Source organism: Desulfovibrio sp. Fe33, from assembly GCF_028532725.1.
Lineage (GTDB): Bacteria > Desulfobacterota > Desulfovibrionia > Desulfovibrionales > Desulfovibrionaceae > Pseudodesulfovibrio.
The window spans coordinates 78,521-95,469 of record NZ_JAQKGU010000012.1 but is presented as its reverse complement, the minus strand read 5'-3'; the positions used below and the strand labels follow the sequence as shown (position 1 = coordinate 95,469).

Below are 16,949 nucleotides of genomic sequence, written 5' to 3'. Positions count from 1 at the left end.
GTTACGTCTTAACGTGAATTGAGAACGGTTGGCAAATAGGGAATGTCTGGTCCGACCAATTCAGCCGCAGGTGTGGAAAGCGTTTGCGCGGAGAAGCCGTTCCCGTTGATCTCGGAGAATTATTTCAGAAAAGAAGTGTATTTTCAGAATGATATTTGTGCCAAGTCCGGCGAGCCTTGTCCCGGGCTTCTCTCGGCTGTTCTATTATATGGAGTTGGAGTCTGAATGCGGAGAAGCCGTCCGGGGAGCGTTACGTTGCCGGGAAGGGATGATCGCCGCTGCATGAAGCGCGCCCCATACGTTGACGATGTTCGAATGTTTCCAAGCCGTTCACGAGCCTTTGGCCGGGGCGGCCCGCCGAGGTCCCGTTTGTTTTTGTTTCGTTTGTCCCTTCGTTTTCATGCTCTCCTCTGAATGAGCGCAGGAATTTATCGAAATTGCTTCTCTATTTGACGCTTTGTTTAGTATGCGGTTCCCTGTTGCGAGTCGGAGGAAAGAAAGAGGAGACCGTTCGTCTGCGGCATAGGGGCCGCAGTCCCGGAGGGCGGCGCGCGCCCGTCGGTTCGCCCGGCGGCCCGGCCTGGGGAAAACGGGCTCCTGCAATATGGTTTTTCGAGTAAGGGTGTTTCGCGATGTTGAAGAAAGTTAGAAGGTACTCGGATTCTCTGGTGTGGAATCTGATTTTGCTCTTTGTGGGCGGGTTCCTCTATGTGTTGGGATACAACGGCGTGGCGGCCCACCACGGTTTCGTGCCCGGCGGGTCCTATGGTTTCGCCGTCGTGCTGGAACGGATTCTGCCGGTGCTGCGGCTTGAGGACTGGTATTTCCTCATCAACGTGCCGCTGTTCGTGATCGCGTGGAAGGGCGTTTCCAGGCGGTTCTTCATGTTGAATTTCGTCACCATGGCGTGCATCACGATGATGACTTCATATGTCCAGCTGGACCTGGGCGTGCAAAACGAGATGTACGCGGCCATAGTGTCCGGTGCTATAATGGGCGCCGGGTGCGGCATGATTTTCCGCACCTACGGCGGCGGTGGCGGCGTCGACGTGCTGGCGGTCATCCTCAACCAGCGGTACGGCGTCCGCATCGGCGTGTTCTTCTTCTTCATCAACGCGGCGGTCATGATGTCCGCCTTGAGCCGGTATACCCTGGACAAGCTCATAGCCTCCATGGTGATGATCTTCATCAGCTCGGTGGTCACGGAATACGTCCTGTCTCTTTTCAACCAGCGCAAGGCCGTCCGCATCGTCACCAAGAAAACGGACGAGCTGATCGGGGTCATGGTCGAGCGCAAGTATCACGCCACGATCTTCGAGGGCCGCGGCGGCTATACGCAAAAGCCGGTGAGCATGATCTTCACCATCACGGACAACATACGCCTCCGCTCGCTGGAGCAGATCGTTTTCGACTACGATCCCGAGGCGATCTTTGTGGTTGAAAACACCTTCAGCGTCTTCGGCGGCAATTTCTCGAAGAGGAAGGTGTATTGATCCCGGCCGGTCCAGCTCGGGGATGTTCCCCTGGCGGGCGGCCGGCATGAAGCCCGCGGCCAGGGGGCGGAGTTGATGACGCCCACGCCCGCGAACGCGCCGTGGTGGGTGTCGCTGAGTTCCAGCAACCGGCCCAGGGGCGGGAAGACTACCAGCGCGATCGGGCCGAGGGCATGTCCACCCACCGTGACCAGTCCCGCCAGGGAGTATTTCGCGCCCATGACCACGATGCCGGTCTTGGTCAGGATGGTGGAAAAGCGCAGGCCGGGCTGCAATATCCCGGGCACGCCCACCGTGTTGCGGATGGCGATGCCCACCAGGATGGCCAAGATGAAGTCCTTGATGGTCAGGTACGTCTTGAAAAATTCGAACCGCAGCAGGAGCGGCGCGGCGAAATGCGCGAAAACCGCCACCGAGATGACGAGCAGAAAGCCCGGAAGGCTTTCCAGCACTTCGCTCATGAATGCTTTGTGGACGTCGGCCCCGTCCATGGTCCTTGTCTCAGTAGTCATAAATCCTCCCTAACGAAATGATGCCTTCATAAAGGCAACATGTGTGCCAGGGCGGGGTGTCCGTATATCTGGTCGAAATATATTGCTTTGTATTGTTTGCTGGGCTGGCCGGTGTCGTTGTGATGTTCCCCGTCGGGAACATTGTCCGTTCCCGTTGTTCCGTTCCGGTAACGGTATTGCCGATTGTCGGCAGGCTGTTCTCCCATGGCGCGGTCCAAATAGAATGGGTGCAATGGAAATGCATTTCATTGCGTGCAATTTTATGTTTTTGCAGGCAGCATTGCGCGCAATGCGATGCAACTCTTTTGGGAGTTGCATTTCTTCAGAACCGGCATCCAACTGTTATCACGGCTTATTTTTCATGACTGCGCAAGTCTGTTTTGTTGGCACGCCCCATGCTTAAGGGCGGCCATGCAACACATCACCACCACTTGTCCTTATTGCGGCGCCGGTTGCGCACTGTCCCTGAACGTGGAAGCCGACCGCATCGTCAGCGTTTCCGCCGGCCCGGAGCCTTCGGTGAACCAGGGCGCGCTGTGCCCCAAGGGCCGCTACGGATATGATTTCGTTACCCATCCCGACCGGCTGACGACTCCTTTGATCCGCAAGGACGGCGAACTGGTCCCGGCCTCCTGGGACGAGGCTCTCGATCTGGTCGCGGAGCGGCTCGGCTCCATCGCGGCCGAATACGGGCCGGAAGCCGTGGGCGGCTTCAGCAGCGCCCGGTGTACCAACGAGGAAAACTATCTTTTCCAGAAATTGTTTCGCGCAGGGCTCGGTTCCAACAACGTCGACCACTGCGCGCGGCTCTGACACGCTCCCACGGTGGCCGGTCTGGCCACATCGCTTGGTAGCGGCTCCATGACCAACTCCATCCGCGAGTTGTGGGAGATGGGCGAGGGGGACTGCGTCTGCGTGGTCGGCTCCAACACCACGGCCTGTCATCCGATAATCGGGCTGGGCATGAAGGAAGCCGTGCGCAACGGGGCCAGGCTGGTTGTCATCGACCCGCGCGAAATCGACCTCGCGCGGTCGGCCGACGTTTGGCTGCGGTTGCGTCCCGGAACCGACACGGCGCTTCTTTCGGGCATCGCCGCCGAGATTCTCAACTTGGGCCTTGTCGATGCGGAAGCGGTCGCGGCGGCTACCGAAGGATTTGAAGAGTTCCGCGAGAAGCTGGCCGAGTTCGATCTCGAAAGGGTTTCCGCCATCACGGAAATACCGGCGGAGGACATCCGCGCGGCCGCCCGCTGCATCGGGATATCGGCCAACACGACCTTTTATTACACCATGGGCGTCACCCAGTTCATCTTCGGCACCAACAACGTCCTCGCGGTCTCCAATCTGGCGTTGCTGACCGGCAACGTCGGCCGCCCCAAGACGGGCGTGAACCCGTTGCGCGGCCAGAACAACGTGCAGGGCTCCTGCGACATGGGGGCGCTGCCCAACGTGCTCACCGGATACCGCAACGTGTCGGACGACGCCGTGCGGGGCGACTTCGAAAAGGCCTGGGGCGTGAAGATTCCCGCAACCCCCGGCCTGACCATTCCCCGGATGTTCAATGCCGTCGGGGAGGACCGCCTGAAGGGGCTGTTCGTCTTCGGCGAAAACCCCATGCGCAGCGACCCGGACATCACCCATGTGGAGCACTGCCTGCGCCATGTGGACTTTCTGGTGGTCCAGGACCTCTTTCTGACCGAGACCGCTGAGCTTGCCGACGTGGTGCTGCCCGGCGCGAGCTTCGCGGAAAAGGACGGGACCTTCACCAGCACCGAGAGAAGGGTCCAGCGGGTGCGCAAGGCCGTCCCGTGCGTGGGCGACAGCCGCCCGGACTGGGAAATCCTGGCGGATCTCCTGGCGCGGCTGGGCAGGCCCGAACGGTACGCCGGGGCCGGTGACGTGTTCGACGAGATGCGTATGCTCACGCCCACCCATACCGGCATCACCTACGCGCGGCTGGAGTCGGGCGGCATCCAGTGGCCCTGCCCGGACGAGACCCATCCCGGCACGCCGATTCTGCATGTGGGCCGGTGTATGCGGGGACCGGGCAAGTTCGTCCCGCTGCCGCACATCGAGCCCGCCGAGCCGACGGATGCGGAGTATCCGCTTATCCTGACCACCGGCCGGGTCGTCGCCCATTACCATACCGCGACCATGACCAGGCGCTGTTTCGGCCTGGAAGGCACGTGGCCCGAGGAACTGGTGGAGGTCCACCCCGACGACGCAGCCGAACACGGCATCGCGGACGGCGACATCATCGAGGTCGCTTCCCGCCGCGGATCGGCCAGGGCCAAGGCCTGGATCACCCGCAGGGTCCGTCGCGGACAGGTCTTCATGACTTTCCATTTCTCCGAATCGCCGGCCAACATCCTGACCACTTCGGCCGCCGATCCTGTAACCGACACGCCGCAACTCAAGATCTGCGCCGTGTCTATACGAAAAGCTATCGGCAACGCCTTGAAAGCGACTCCGATATTGAAAGAGGAATCCGTACCATGCACGCTCGCCTGAGTCCCTTTATCCTTGTAGCGGCCGCCCGGTGCATAGGCTGCCGCGTCTGTGAACTGGCCTGCTCCGCCGCGCACCAGCGGGGCGGGGTGTCGGTGGGAAGTCTCCAGGTCCCTCTGTCCCCCCGGCTGTACCTGACCAGCTTCAACAATTCCCGTGTTCCCATCGGATGCAGGCATTGCGAGGACGCGCCCTGCGCCGAAGTCTGTCCGAACAATGCCATCATGCACACCTCCAACGGCGTCCAGGTGGACGAGGACCGCTGCGTTGGCTGCAAGACCTGCCTGGCCGTCTGCCCGGTGGGAGCCATGGAGATGGCCCAGGTCTGGAAGCACGGCAAACCCGCCATGCGCCGGGTGCTGGACCCGTCGACCCCGAAGGGCGTCCGGCTCGAACCCGCCTGCCTCGCCAGCAAGTGCGACCTCTGCGACGGACGCGAGGGCGGACCGGCCTGCGTGGCGGCGTGCCCCGAAAAGGCCCTGACTCTGGTGGACCCCATCGAGGTCAAGCGACGCCGTAATCTTGAAGCCGCATTGGCCCTGAGCCGGACCTACGAGGAGGTGTAGTCCCATGTCGTCACAAGTCGTTTCCATAGACCCCATGCTGTGTACCGGCTGCCGCCGGTGCGCCGATGTCTGCCCCGTCGACGCCATCGTCGGACACCCCAACGAGCCGCAGACCATCGATACATCCCGTTGCGTGCTGTGCGGCCAGTGCGTGCTTACCTGCGCGGCTTTCCTTTCGCCTTTCGACGAAGGCGCGGAACGGATGCCGGAGATTCGCCGGGAACGCGGGCTGGCCGAAGACGATCCCGCTCCGTTGTTCGCCGCCAATTTCCGTATCGACCGGAAGAAGGTGGCGGCCATGCTGGCCGACCCCGAGAGGACCACCATGGTCCAGTGCGCCCCGGCGGTCCGGGTCTCCATCGCCGAGGAGTTCGGCAAGGCTCCGGGCACGCTCACTCCCGGCAAGCTCGCCGCGTCCCTGCGCAGGCTGGGCTTCGACTACGTCTACGACACCATCTTCGCCGCCGATGTGACCGTCATGGAGGAATCCACCGAGTTGCTCCAGCGCATCGAGACCGGCGGGACCCTGCCCATGTTCACCTCCTGCTGTCCCGGTTGGGTGCGTCATGTGGAGACCGCCTGGCCGGACCTGATCCATCACCTTTCCAGTTGCAAGTCCCCGCAGCAGATGGCGGGCGCGCTCTTCAAGAGTTACGGGGCGGAGCAGGCCGGAAAAACCGCGGGTGAGATCGCCAGCGTGGCGGTCATGCCCTGCACCGCCAAGAAGGGCGAGGCGGAGCGTCCCGAGATGCAAAACGGCGGGCACGCCGATGTGGACGCTGTGCTGACCGTGACCGAGCTGGCCGCCATGCTCAAGGAGAAGGGTATCGACCTGGACAGCCTCCCCGAGGAGGAATTCGACGCCCCGCTGGGCCTATATTCCGGGGCCGGGACCATCTTCGGCGCGTCCGGCGGCGTGATGGAGGCGGCCCTGCGCACCGCTATCGCCACGACTTCCGGCAAGGAAGTGGACGAGAGCGGCGTAGCCTTTGTTCGGAGCGAAGAGGAACCGGGTGTGCTTCGCGCTTCGGTGGAGATCGGGGGCAAGACGGTCCGGGGCGTGATCGTGTCGGGCCTGGCCCACGTCGCGCCGGTGCTGGAAGCCGTGCGGTCCGGCAAGGCCGATTTCGAGTTCATGGAGGTCATGTGTTGCGAGGGCGGCTGCGTGGCGGGCGGAGGCCAGCCCAAGCTGCTGCCGGGCGTGGACGTGGCCGACGCCGTGTCCCGCCGCCGCAAGGCTCTTCACGACCACGACCGGGAACTGCCGGTCAGGGCCGCGCACCGCAACCCGGCCGTCAAGGCGCTGTATGAGAATTTTCTTCAGAAACCACTGGGAGAACTCTCCCACAAACTGCTTCACACCCGGTACGGGAAGGAAGCGGGGAGGCATGAGTAAATGCATACGTTCGTATTATCCGATCCCTCGCGCTGCATTGGCTGCCGCGCCTGTGAAATAGCTTGCGTCAAGGCTCATCTGGGCGACTACACCGGCCGTGTCACCAGGCGGCAGATGCCGTTCGCGCCGCGCATCACCGTAGTCCACGAAGCCGAAGTAACCGCGCCCATCCAGTGCCGCCAGTGCGAGGACGCGCCGTGCGTGTCCGTGTGCCCCGCCGGGGCGATCACCCACGACGGCGAGGTGGTGCGCGTGGACGAGAGCCGCTGCTTCGGCTGCAAGGCGTGCATGGCCGCCTGCCCCGTGGGCGCCATGCAGGTTGGACACCTCCCCGGAAAGCCGGACAGACTGCTTGCGTACAAGTGCGACCTGTGCGAGGACCGCGACGGCGGCCCGGCCTGCGTGGCGGTGTGCCCGGCCAACGCCCTCAAGATCATGGACGGCGGCGAACTCCAGCGCATTGCCGGGGGCAGGCGGCGGCATAGCGCGCTGCAGGTAGCCTTTGGACAGAGATAAGGGTATATTGCATCAATGACTTCCGTCGATTCCATCTACCAGGCCGTGGTCGAAGACCAGACGGAGCTGATCCGCCGGTTCCGCCCGGACGGCAGGCTGACCTTCGTCAACGGCGCGTTCTGCCGATTCTACGGCAAGAGGCCGGAGGAGCTGCTTGGAGCGAGCTTCAAGGATCTTCTGGACCCCGAGGAAAGCGACTCCATCGTGGGCCAGGTCTTTTCCATCTCGCCCGAGAATCCGGAAATCATCACGGAGCCTCGCTATGTGGACGCCCTGGGGCGGGTGCGTTTCGTCCAGTTCGTGACGAAGGGCATCTTCGACGAGGACGGCGACGTCGTCGAGTTCCAGTCCGTGGGGCGGGACGTCACCGCGCAGCGGGAGGCGGAAGCGACGCTGGCCGAGGCCCGGATCGCCATGGAGAAGGCCAGCCGCGTCACGACCCTGGCCGTGGTCGGGGGCGGCATCGCCCATGAGATCAACCAGCCTCTGAACGCCATCCGCATCCTGACCGCCTCGGCGCAACTGCTTGCCGAGCGGTCCGAGCGGCCGGGCAAGGACCTCGTCCGCATCCTGGGCGACATCGCCGCGCAAGTGGACCGGGCGGACTCCATCGTCAACCACCTGCGGGAATATCTGAGGCAGAAGCAGGACGCCGCCCCGAAGGCGTGCGACCTGGGCGCGGCCGTGCGCTCCGCGCTTTCCCTCATCCAGTCGCAGTTCGGCGCGCGCAACATTCGGACAGAGCTGCATATCGACGAGAATTCGCCCAAGGTGAGCGGCACCTGCATCCGTTTCGAGGAGCTTGTAGCCAACCTTGCGGCCAACGCCATGCAGGCTCTGGACGAGGTGGAGCGGAAACAAAAGTTCGTCTGGATCGACGTGTGTTCCCCGGAGCCGGGAAAGGTGGAATTGACCGTCGCCGACAACGGGCCGGGGTTTGCGGAGGAGATGACCGGAAAGATGTTCGAGCCGTTCTTTTCCACCAAGTCGCCTGGTTCGTCCATGGGACTCGGGCTGTCCATCGTGCAGACCATAGTCCAGGCGGCGGGCGGAACGGTGACGGCCCGGAACCGGCCGGAGGGCGGAGCGATGATTCGCGTCGTCCTGCCCGCTGCGGAAGACGACGGAGTATAGGACCGTGCGCATCCTGCTTGTGGACGACGACGCGGCGACCCGCGAATCCCTCGCCGAATACCTGACCCTTCTCGGGCAGGCGGTGACTTCCAGCCCGGATGCGGAGAGCGCGCTGCGGCTGTGCCGGAACTACGGTTTCGACATGGTCCTTTCCGACATCCAGATGCCCGGCATGACGGGTATCGAGCTGGTCAGGGAGCTTAAGACGCTGCCCGGCCCTCTTCTGCCCGATGTGGTTCTCTACACCGGACACGCAGACCTGGAGCTGGCCATCGGGGCGCTCAGGGCCGGGGCTTACGACTATCTCACCAAGCCCATCAACCTGGACGAGCTCAAGGCCACCCTGCAACGGGTCGCGGAGCATCAGTCCCTGCTGACCGAAAACGACCGCCTGACCCGCCGGTTCGACGAGGTCGTGGCCGAGGCCACCAGTGACTACCGGGCCGAGCTGTCGCGCCTTCAGGACCTCATGGAAAAGCAGGCCGGTCTGGACAACATCGGGATATTCTCCGACGCCATGTGGCAGGTCGTGGCCCAGGCCAAGCGGTACCATGAGGACCGGGACCTGCCGGTGCTGATCCAGGGCGAGACCGGGGTCGGCAAGGACATCGTCGCCAAGATCATCCACTACGGACCGGACCCGGCACCGCATCCGTTCGTGGCCATCAATTGCGCGGCCCTGCCCGCATCCCTCTTCGAGAGCGAACTCTTCGGCTACGAGCCGGGAGCCTTTACCGGCGGCTCGGCGCGCGGCGCGCGCGGGAAGATCGACCTCGCCCGGGGCGGCACCCTCTTCCTCGACGAGATCGGCGAGATTCCGGTGGAACTCCAGGCCAAGCTGCTGCGGGTCATCGAGGCCCGGAGCTACTATCGCGTGGGCGGGCTGGAGAGAATCGAGGCGGACGTCCGCATCGTCGCCGCCACGAATCTCAATCTGGGACAGCGAATCGAGGAGGGCCTCTTCCGCAAGGACCTGTATTACCGGCTGCGGGTGGGCAGCATAGTGGTCCCGCCCCTGCGCGAACGGCCCGACGACATCGTGCCTCTGGCCCGGCTGTTCCTGACCACCTTCTCCCGGAAACGGGGCAAGCGGTTCGAGGAAATATCCCCGGAAGCGACCCGGATGCTTTTATCCCACCCCTGGCCCGGAAACGTGCGGGAGCTGAAAAACACCCTGGAGTGGGTTTCGGTCATGCACGACGATGTGGAGCTGCGTCCCGAACACCTGCGGAACGCCCTGGCCGATGGGGATGAGGTGGGCGAGCCGCGGCCTCCCCGCCCGGCTTCCCATCCGTTGCCGGAGAGCGGGAAGCGCCGCGGCAGACCGACTGAAGCGGATATAGACGCGGCCCTGTCCGCAGCCTCGGGCAACAAGACTCGGGCCGCGGCGCGCCTCGGAATATCCATCCGAATGCTCCATTACCGGCTCGCGGCCAGGAAAAAGGACGGACCGGAGCCTGAATAGGCGTCCGTTCGGGCCTCATCCAAGACATCGACCAACCTTCCTTAACCAGACGGCCGAATGAAAGACACCCTCCGGGGATACGCTCCCCCTGAACTTTTTTTTGACGCTTTTTAACAAATATATTCAAATAAATTAAGCACTTAATTAAAATTTAAAAAGTGAGAGCGGAACGTCCACAAGGGGCTTTTCCGCGAGCGTTCGGCGCTTCTTTCAGGGATTGCGGACGGAAGGCTCAGGTCCTCACGGAGACAGAAGAATGAAAATCGACACCAGCGGAGTGCAAAACTTCATCGATGAAAGGGCGATATGGGATATCGTCAACCAGAACAGGGTCGCCGACCCTGCCCGCATCCGGGAAATCCTCGACAAGGCGCTTGAGCTGAAGGGGTTGACCCTGGCCGAGGCTGCCTGTCTGCTTCAGGCCGAGGACCCCGATTTGAACGGGGAGATCGCGGACTCCGCCCGCAAGGTCAAGAAGGCCATCTACGGCAACCGGGTCGTGCTTTTCGCCCCCCTTTACGTGACCAACGAGTGCGCCAACCGTTGCGCCTATTGCGGGTTCAAGGACACCAACACGGACCTGGTCCGGCGGACGCTCACCCATGAAGAGCTGAAGCGCGAGGTCGGCGTACTGGAGGACCTCGGCCACAAGCGGCTGCTGTTGGTCTACGGCGAGCATCCGAAGTTCGGCGCGGATTGGATCGCGGACACCGTGCGCACCGTCTACGAAACCGTTTCGGAGAAAAGCGGAGAGATTCGCAGGGTGAACATCAACTGCGCGCCGCTGGACGTTGAAGGGTTCCGCGCGTTGCATGAGGTGGGCATCGGCACCTACCAGTGCTTCCAGGAGACCTACCACACGGAAACCTATGCCAAGCTTCATCCGAAGGGCCACAAAAGCAATTTCCTGTGGCGGCTTCCCGCCATGCACCGGGCCATGGAGGCGGGCATCGACGACGTGGGCATGGGCGCGCTGCTCGGGCTGTACGACTATCGCTTCGACACCCTGGCCCTGCTGGCGCACGCGGCGGAGCTGGAAAAGGCGTTCGGCGTGGGACCGCACACCCTGTCCTTCCCACGTCTGGAACCGGCCCTCAACTCGGAGATCGCCTTCAATCCGCCGTATCCGATCACGGACGCGCAGTTCAAGCGGCTGGTCGCCGTCCTGCGGCTGGCTGTTCCCTTCACCGGCCTGATTCTGAGCACGCGCGAGGACAGGGAGATGCGGCGGGAGCTGCTCGACATCGGCGTCTCGCAGATCAGCGCGGGGTCGCGCACCTATCCGGGCGCGTACACCGATCCGGATTACGACCGCCCCGACGTGCAGCAGTTCTGCGTGGGCGACAACCGCAGCCTGGACGAGGTCGTCCGCGAGATCGTGCGGCACGGGTACATTCCCTCCTGGTGCACGGCCTGCTACCGGCTGGGCCGGACCGGGGAGGAGTTCATGAAGTTGGCCAAGACCGGATTCATCCAGGATTTCTGCCGCCCCAACGCGCTCCTCACGTTCAGCGAGTACCTTCAGGATTACGCGGGCGCGGATACTCGCGAAATCTCGGTTCCCTTTGTGCGGGAAGAGGCGGAGACCGGGCCGGAAAAAGGCCGGAAAGCGCTGATGGACCGCTTGGCGCGTATCGAACGCGGCGAACGCGATCTGTACTTCTAAAGGATGCGGGACGGGCGGATGATAGCGGCAGGTGTCGACTCCCTGGAGCTGGGGCGGACGTTCTCGCAGGCGCGCAGGCGAATTCTGCTCTACGCTCCTCCTTACGGCAACTTCGCGGCCAACGCCGAGATCGCCCGGGGGCTGGAGTCGGCTTTGGCCCGGCCGGGCGGGGCGCGTCTTTCGGCCTTCCTCCTGCCCGATCCCGGGCATTGCCATTGGGCGGGCGAGCTGTTCGGCCTGCTTCGTCCCCAGGCCGGTCCCAACGACATGATGGGAGAGCTTCGAGCTTCCCGCCGTTACCTGGACGGGCTGAAAGACACGTTCGGGGAGCGGGTGGATCTGGTGGAGATGCCGTTCAGGCCGAGCCTGCCAGCGGTCCTTGTCGACGACCGGATGTTTTTCGGCCATTTCGCGCGGTCCCGCGTCCTCGCCCCCGAAGGATTCTGGTGCGCGGTGGACGCGCCGGTGGAAACGCTTTTGGCCTGCGCCCGCGCCGGGCGCGTTCCCGAGGAAGCTGATCGGGAAACGCGCGCCGCGTTCCGCATCGCGGCCGAATGCGCGCTGGCCCTGGAGCAGGGGAGGAGGTTGGATTCCAGTGCGCCCGCATGAGATCGCGGACATGCTCCGGGCACCGGATTCCGGCGAACTGCTCAAGGAAGCTTCGTCGGTTCGGGACGCCGTGTTCGGGCGCGAGGTCTTCCAGCGCGGGGTCGTGGAGTTCGGCAACCAGTGCCGTAAGGACTGCCTTTATTGCGGCCTGCGCATGGGCAATGCCGGACTGCGCCGCTATGTCCTGGGCGATGAATCCGTGGTCCGCGCGGCGGGGTGCGTCGTGCGGGCGGGCATGGGCACCGTGGTCCTCCAGTCCGGCGAGGAGGGGCGTGGCGCGGTTCGCCGCATCGGTCGGCTCGTTCGGGAAATAAAAATGCTGGGCGACGTCTCCGTGACTCTCTGCCTCGGAGACCACGATGAGGATGCCTACAGGTATTGGCGCGATTGCGGGGCCGACCGTTACCTGCTCAAGGTGGAGACGTTTGACGAGGAGTTGCACCGGCGCTGTCGGCCGGGCCAGTCCGTCCGCGAGCGGGTGGAGAGGGTGCGCCTTCTCCGCCGTCTGGGATACGAGACGGGTTCCGGCCTTATCACGGGCCTGCCGGGCATGACCCCGGAGATTCTCGCCAACGACATACTGGAATTGACCGCCCTTTCTCTGGACATGATTGCCGTGGGGCCCTTCGTCCCGCACCCGGACACTCCCTTGAGGCGGGCCGCGGCGGGGTCCATGGAGGAATCCCTGCGGGCGCTCGCGCTGCTGCGCATCCTGAATCCCCTGGCCAACATCCCGGCCACCAGCGCGCTGGACGCCCTGGCCCCGGACGGCCGCGAGCAGGGGCTTTCCGCCGGAGCGAACGTGGTCATGCCCTCCGTCACCCCGGAGTCGGTCAGGAGGGAATATTTCCTCTATCCGGGGAAAAACGGTTCCACCGAAACGGTCGCGGACGCTGTTCGCGCCTTGCGGCTGCGCCTGCGCAAGGCCGGTTATCAGCCATCCCCGGCACGGGGCGCGTCCCCTGCCTATTTCAAATAAGACCAGGAGATAGACAATGTCGAACAGGACACCGAAAGGAGACCGTATGGTCATTGCCCTTGTTGGAAGGCGCAATGCCGGGAAGTCTTCGCTCATCAACGCCATCATCGGCCAGGAGATTTCCATTGTGGCCGACCATCCGGGCACGACGACAGATCCCGTGGCCAAGCACTACGAATTGTTGCCGCTCGGGCCCGTCACGTTTTACGACACGGCCGGGCTGGACGACGTCGGGGAGTTGGGGGCGCAGCGCGTCCAGGCGGCCCGCCGGGTCCTTTACCGGACAGACCTGGCCCTGCTCGTCGTGGGCGAGGAGGGGATCGGCGTCCCCGAACGGACTGTCCTGGAAACGTTGCGGAGCATGGATATCCCGGTGATCGTGGTCTTCAACAAGGCCGATGTCGCCACGCCCTCGGAGGCGGACGTCGATTTCTGCCGGTCCGCTTACCTTCCTTGCCTCAGCGTGTGCGCCACCAATGGCCGGGGCGTCCAGTACCTCAAGACCATGCTGGTCAAATCGGCCCCCCGCGAATATTGCGAGGAGCCGCTTCTGGTGCGCGATCTTGTTTCCGAAGGGGACACGGTCCTGTGCGTCGTGCCCCTGGACCTGTCCGCGCCCAAGGGAAGGCTGATTCTGCCGCAGGTTCAGGTCCTGCGGGATATCCTGGACAGCGATGCCGTGGGCGTCGTGGTCAAGGACGAGGAGCTTGCCGGGGCCCTCGATATGCTGAAAAAGGCTCCGGCTCTGGTCGTCACCGATTCACAGGTGGTGCGGAAGGTGGCCGCCGAGGTCCCTGAAGACGTTCCCCTGACCACCTTTTCCACCTTGTTCGCCCGGCGCAAGGGCGACCTTCGAAAGCTCGTACAGGGAGCCGACGCCGTGGATTCCCTGCGGGACGGCGACAAGGTGCTGCTGTGCGAAGCGTGTTCCCACCACACCGAGGCCGACGATATCGGCCGGGTGAAAATTCCCCGCTGGATATCCCGGTACACGGGAAAACGCCTGGAATTCACCATGTACTCCGGCCACGATTTTCCGGAGGACCTGGAGGAGTATTCCCTGGCCATCCACTGCGGCGGGTGCATGATAAACAGGCGGGAGATGCTGCATCGAATGCGTGAATGCGCCCTCCGGCAGGTTCCCGTCACCAATTACGGGGTGGTCATCTCCAAGGTGCAGGGGGTGTTGGACAGGGTTGTCGGGGTGTTTGGAGCCCGGTAGCCGGGGAAGAAAGAAAGGAAGCGGCCGAAGCCGCTTCCTTTTTTTGAATTGCGCATGACCGGCCATGCGGGCCGTTGAGGGAAGCTAGGGAGCTATGAGCCGCCTGGTGATCTCCTCCATGTCGAATTTGAAGGAATGGGACGGGGCTTCGAGCAGCTTGGAAGCTTCCTCCGCCGCCGCCGGGATTTCCTGGAGGAGCTTTTGGGACAACGCCCTGTCCAGCCGCACTGTGGGTACCGAGCAGCTTATGGTCGACACGATGTTCCCCGCGTCGTCGAAAACCGGGGCGGCGATGCACCGAATGCCCTTGAACAGCTCCTCGAAATCCAGGCCGATACCCTTTTCCCTGGCGTCTTCAATGTCATTGTAGAGCCGGATGATCTTTTCGCTGTTGATGTCCGAGTTGCTTCGCCTCAGGTCCTTGATGAAGGCGCGTAGATCCTCTTCGGGCAGGAAGGCGAGAAAGACTATGCCGGACGCGGAAAGGCTCGCGGGAAAGGAAGTCCCGACGATGGAGTCCATTTGCAGGGCGTGGTGGGAGGCTATCTGGTGGATGACCACCATGTCCACGCCGGAGAGGGTGCTCAGATTGACGGTTTCGTTCACCTTGTCCCGCAGTTTCAGCATGATGGGCTGAACCATGGGCACGATGCTGCTCTGCGACGCTATCTGCTTTCCCAACTTGTAGAACTTCAGGCTCAGGGCGTAGGCTCCGCCGCGTTCGACCTGACGGACGTAGCCGAGGTCTTCGAGAGTGCGCAGAATGCGCTGCAAGGTTCCCTTGGGAATCGAGCAGGCCGCGCTGAGATCCTTCAGTTCCCACTTGCTCCTGGTCGCCATCGTCTCGACGACGTAAAGGGCCTTTTCCAGAGAACGCATCATGTAATACTTGTCTGTAGTGGACATCGTCTCCTCAAAAAAACCGGTCCCATATTCTGGGCGCCGGGAAGATAAAATGCCCTTCGCGTAACAGGAAGGGCATTCTAGGATTATCCGTTATCGTTGTTTTTGTCCAGCCAGTCCGGTTGTCGTAGCAGATACATACCATCCTTTACAAGAGAAACGCACATTGCGAACGTGAATATCATCATCGGGAATCCGGCAAGGGAGATCAGCCCCCGAACCGGTTCGATCCCGCCTGATATACATAGGACATAGGCGATGAGCCCGACCACGACGCCCCAGATGATCTTCAGCTTCTTGGGCGGTTCTTCGCCCGCCTGCACGCCCTTGGTCGAGATAATTGCCAGGGTGGCCACCAGGGAGTCGGTCATGGTGGCGAAGGAGAAGATGATGGTCACGACGAACAGGCCCATCAGAATCTTGCTGAACGGGAACTGGGACAGGATGATGTAGACCATCGATTCCATTCCGAACTCATGTATGCCGGCCCAGACGTCGGTCAGGCCGCTCCACTGGTAGAACACGGCGGTGCCGCCGAAGGTCGCGATCCAGAAGTGACAGAAAATGGTCGGCGGAATGATGTTGACCAGGATGAATTGCCGGATGGTTCTACCCTTGCCCATGCGCGCCAGGAAGTGGCCGAGCAGGGGGGCGAAGATGAAGAAAATCTCCATGTACGGCACGAGCCACTGCATGGGCCACTTGTCGTTGGCCTGCATGGTGTTGAGAAGGGTGCTGTTGCGGAAGAAGTTGTTGGCGAAATAGCCGAAGGATTCGACGCCGATGCCCAGGATGAACAAGGTGGGACCGGCAAAGAGCACTATCGCCATGAAGAAGAAGAACGCGCGGGTGGTTCCGGTGGAAAGGTAGCACATGCCTTTCTTCAGTCCCGAATAGGACGACAGGACGTAAATGGGAATGATGATCGCCGCAGCCACTCCCCAGGTCACGGGGCCGGGCGTGTAATCGAAGATCCGTCCGGTGCCGCTGCCGATCTGCATGAGTCCGGCGCCCATGCTGGTGGCCACCGCGCAGCACAGGGAAAACAGGCAGATGGCGTGGACCGTCGGCGTCAGGAAGGAACGCCATTTTGCAGGGAATATGGCGTACATTCCTGCCGCGACGGACAGGGGAGCTTTTCGGTTGTAGCTGACAAGGGCGATGGCAACGCCGCAGATGGTGTAGAAACAGTACTGGGCGATGGTCCAGTGGAGGGTGGTCTGGGCGATGGCGAACACGCCCGCGTCCTTGGTGCCCGGCTTGATGTGCAGGCTCAGGGGGGGCTGCATCATGTGGTAGATAGGCTCGCCCATGGCCCAGAACAGGATTCCGATGCCGATGCATCCGCACAGGGAGAGGGCGAACCATTGCCAAAATGAAAATTCCGGCTTGGCGTCCTTGCCGCCTAACCGGATATTGCCGATGGGGGAAAATGCCACGCCAACGGTGAACATTACGATAATGATGCCCAACGAAACTTCGAGCCAGCCGAAATTGATGTGAATCCAGGACATGATGCAGGACAGCAGGTCGGCCAGCCTTTCGTGGTAGGTCAGGCCCAGGGTGATTCCCACGACCAATAGGGAAAAACCTGGCCAGAAAGTGTAGTGGTTCAAGGATCTTCGGTTGTCATCAGGTTTATCGACCGGCATACGCTAACCTCCTGTTGCCAGCTTTACGTCACCTTGGGCTTGAATCATCTGCCACTCCGCGATGCGGTGCCGGTCATCCAAAACCACGGTGTTCATTTTATGGAATACCGTACCGTTTTGTGGTAAGCGTAAGGCACTGAGTAGATGGTGTCAATAGTTGCTGCCGTTTTTGTACGATAGAATCAATTTAAGCTATTAGCTGTGTGATTTCAAGAAGTTGGTTACAAATTGGCAAATTTTTCGCACAGACCGGCCCCCAAAGTGGGCAAAAGGGGTTGACGGGGCGAGCGCTTCCTTCTATCGTGCAGCTATTCGAAACGTCGTACCG

14 protein-coding genes are annotated in these 16,949 nt (G+C 62.3%); 11 read left to right on the top strand and 3 right to left on the bottom strand.

What is annotated here, in order from left to right:
• The first annotated feature begins 668 nt into the window (after positions 1–668).
• On the top strand, positions 669–1,493 hold the full coding sequence (locus PSN43_RS14410) for a YitT family protein (RefSeq protein WP_272701434.1): 825 nt from the start codon (positions 669–671) through the stop codon (positions 1,491–1,493).
• On the opposite strand, the gene PSN43_RS14405 is transcribed toward PSN43_RS14410, so the two are convergent.
• On the bottom strand, positions 1,412–2,005 hold the full coding sequence (locus tag PSN43_RS14405) for a putative sulfate exporter family transporter (protein ID WP_442874880.1): 594 nt from the start codon (positions 2,003–2,005) through the stop codon (positions 1,412–1,414). The two genes, PSN43_RS14410 and PSN43_RS14405, sit on opposite strands and share 82 nt — an antisense overlap.
• A 411-nt stretch (positions 2,006–2,416) precedes the next feature.
• On the opposite strand from PSN43_RS14405, the gene fdhF reads away from it, so the two are divergent.
• From fdhF to hydF, 10 genes are all read left to right on the top strand, one after another.
• Positions 2,417–4,516 carry a formate dehydrogenase subunit alpha gene (fdhF, locus tag PSN43_RS14400; RefSeq protein WP_272701433.1) on the top strand — a complete coding sequence of 700 codons (2,100 nt, stop codon included), beginning with the start codon at positions 2,417–2,419 and terminating at the stop codon, positions 4,514–4,516.
• Positions 4,501–5,079 (top strand): 4Fe-4S dicluster domain-containing protein, encoded by a 579-nt coding sequence (locus PSN43_RS14395; RefSeq protein WP_272701432.1) that lies wholly within the window; start codon positions 4,501–4,503, stop codon positions 5,077–5,079. Before fdhF ends, PSN43_RS14395 begins: the two co-directional genes overlap by 16 nt.
• A 4-nt stretch (positions 5,080–5,083) precedes the next feature.
• Positions 5,084–6,475: a [Fe-Fe] hydrogenase large subunit C-terminal domain-containing protein gene (locus PSN43_RS14390; protein ID WP_272701431.1), complete on the top strand. Its 1,392-nt coding sequence runs from the start codon at positions 5,084–5,086 to the stop codon at positions 6,473–6,475.
• The gene (locus PSN43_RS14385; RefSeq protein WP_272701430.1) at positions 6,476–6,991 is read left to right on the top strand and encodes a 4Fe-4S dicluster domain-containing protein; all 516 of its coding nucleotides are present in this window, start codon (positions 6,476–6,478) and stop codon (positions 6,989–6,991) included. It begins immediately after the preceding gene.
• 15 nt (positions 6,992–7,006) lie between these two features.
• On the top strand, positions 7,007–8,125 hold the full coding sequence (locus PSN43_RS14380; protein WP_272701429.1) for a PAS domain-containing sensor histidine kinase: 1,119 nt from the start codon (positions 7,007–7,009) through the stop codon (positions 8,123–8,125).
• A gap of 4 nt (positions 8,126–8,129) precedes the next feature.
• Positions 8,130–9,590, top strand: coding sequence for a sigma-54-dependent transcriptional regulator (locus tag PSN43_RS14375; protein ID WP_272701428.1), 1,461 nt, complete (start codon positions 8,130–8,132; stop codon positions 9,588–9,590).
• 256 nt (positions 9,591–9,846) lie between these two features.
• A complete protein-coding gene (hydG, locus tag PSN43_RS14370) occupies positions 9,847–11,256 on the top strand; it encodes a [FeFe] hydrogenase H-cluster radical SAM maturase HydG (protein WP_272701427.1) in 1,410 nt (469 codons plus the stop codon).
• Between the two features lie 18 nt (positions 11,257–11,274).
• Positions 11,275–11,865 carry a hypothetical protein gene (locus PSN43_RS14365; protein ID WP_272701426.1) on the top strand — a complete coding sequence of 197 codons (591 nt, stop codon included), beginning with the start codon at positions 11,275–11,277 and terminating at the stop codon, positions 11,863–11,865.
• The gene (gene hydE / locus PSN43_RS14360) at positions 11,852–12,844 is read left to right on the top strand and encodes a [FeFe] hydrogenase H-cluster radical SAM maturase HydE (protein ID WP_272701425.1); all 993 of its coding nucleotides are present in this window, start codon (positions 11,852–11,854) and stop codon (positions 12,842–12,844) included. The genes PSN43_RS14365 and hydE overlap by 14 nt, the downstream gene beginning before the upstream one ends.
• Positions 12,845–12,860: 16 nt before the next feature.
• Positions 12,861–14,066 carry a [FeFe] hydrogenase H-cluster maturation GTPase HydF gene (gene hydF, locus PSN43_RS14355; RefSeq protein WP_272701424.1) on the top strand — a complete coding sequence of 402 codons (1,206 nt, stop codon included), beginning with the start codon at positions 12,861–12,863 and terminating at the stop codon, positions 14,064–14,066.
• A gap of 84 nt (positions 14,067–14,150) precedes the next feature.
• Here hydF and PSN43_RS14350 read toward each other — a convergent pair whose 3' ends face one another.
• Together PSN43_RS14350 and PSN43_RS14345 are read right to left on the bottom strand one after the other, a co-directional pair.
• A complete protein-coding gene (locus PSN43_RS14350; protein WP_272701423.1) occupies positions 14,151–14,972 on the bottom strand; it encodes an IclR family transcriptional regulator in 822 nt (273 codons plus the stop codon).
• An 83-nt stretch (positions 14,973–15,055) separates the two neighbouring features.
• Complete coding sequence (locus PSN43_RS14345; RefSeq protein WP_272701422.1) at positions 15,056–16,621, bottom strand: BCCT family transporter; 1,566 nt, start codon at positions 16,619–16,621, stop codon at positions 15,056–15,058.
• Positions 16,622–16,949: the final 328 nt, after the last annotated feature.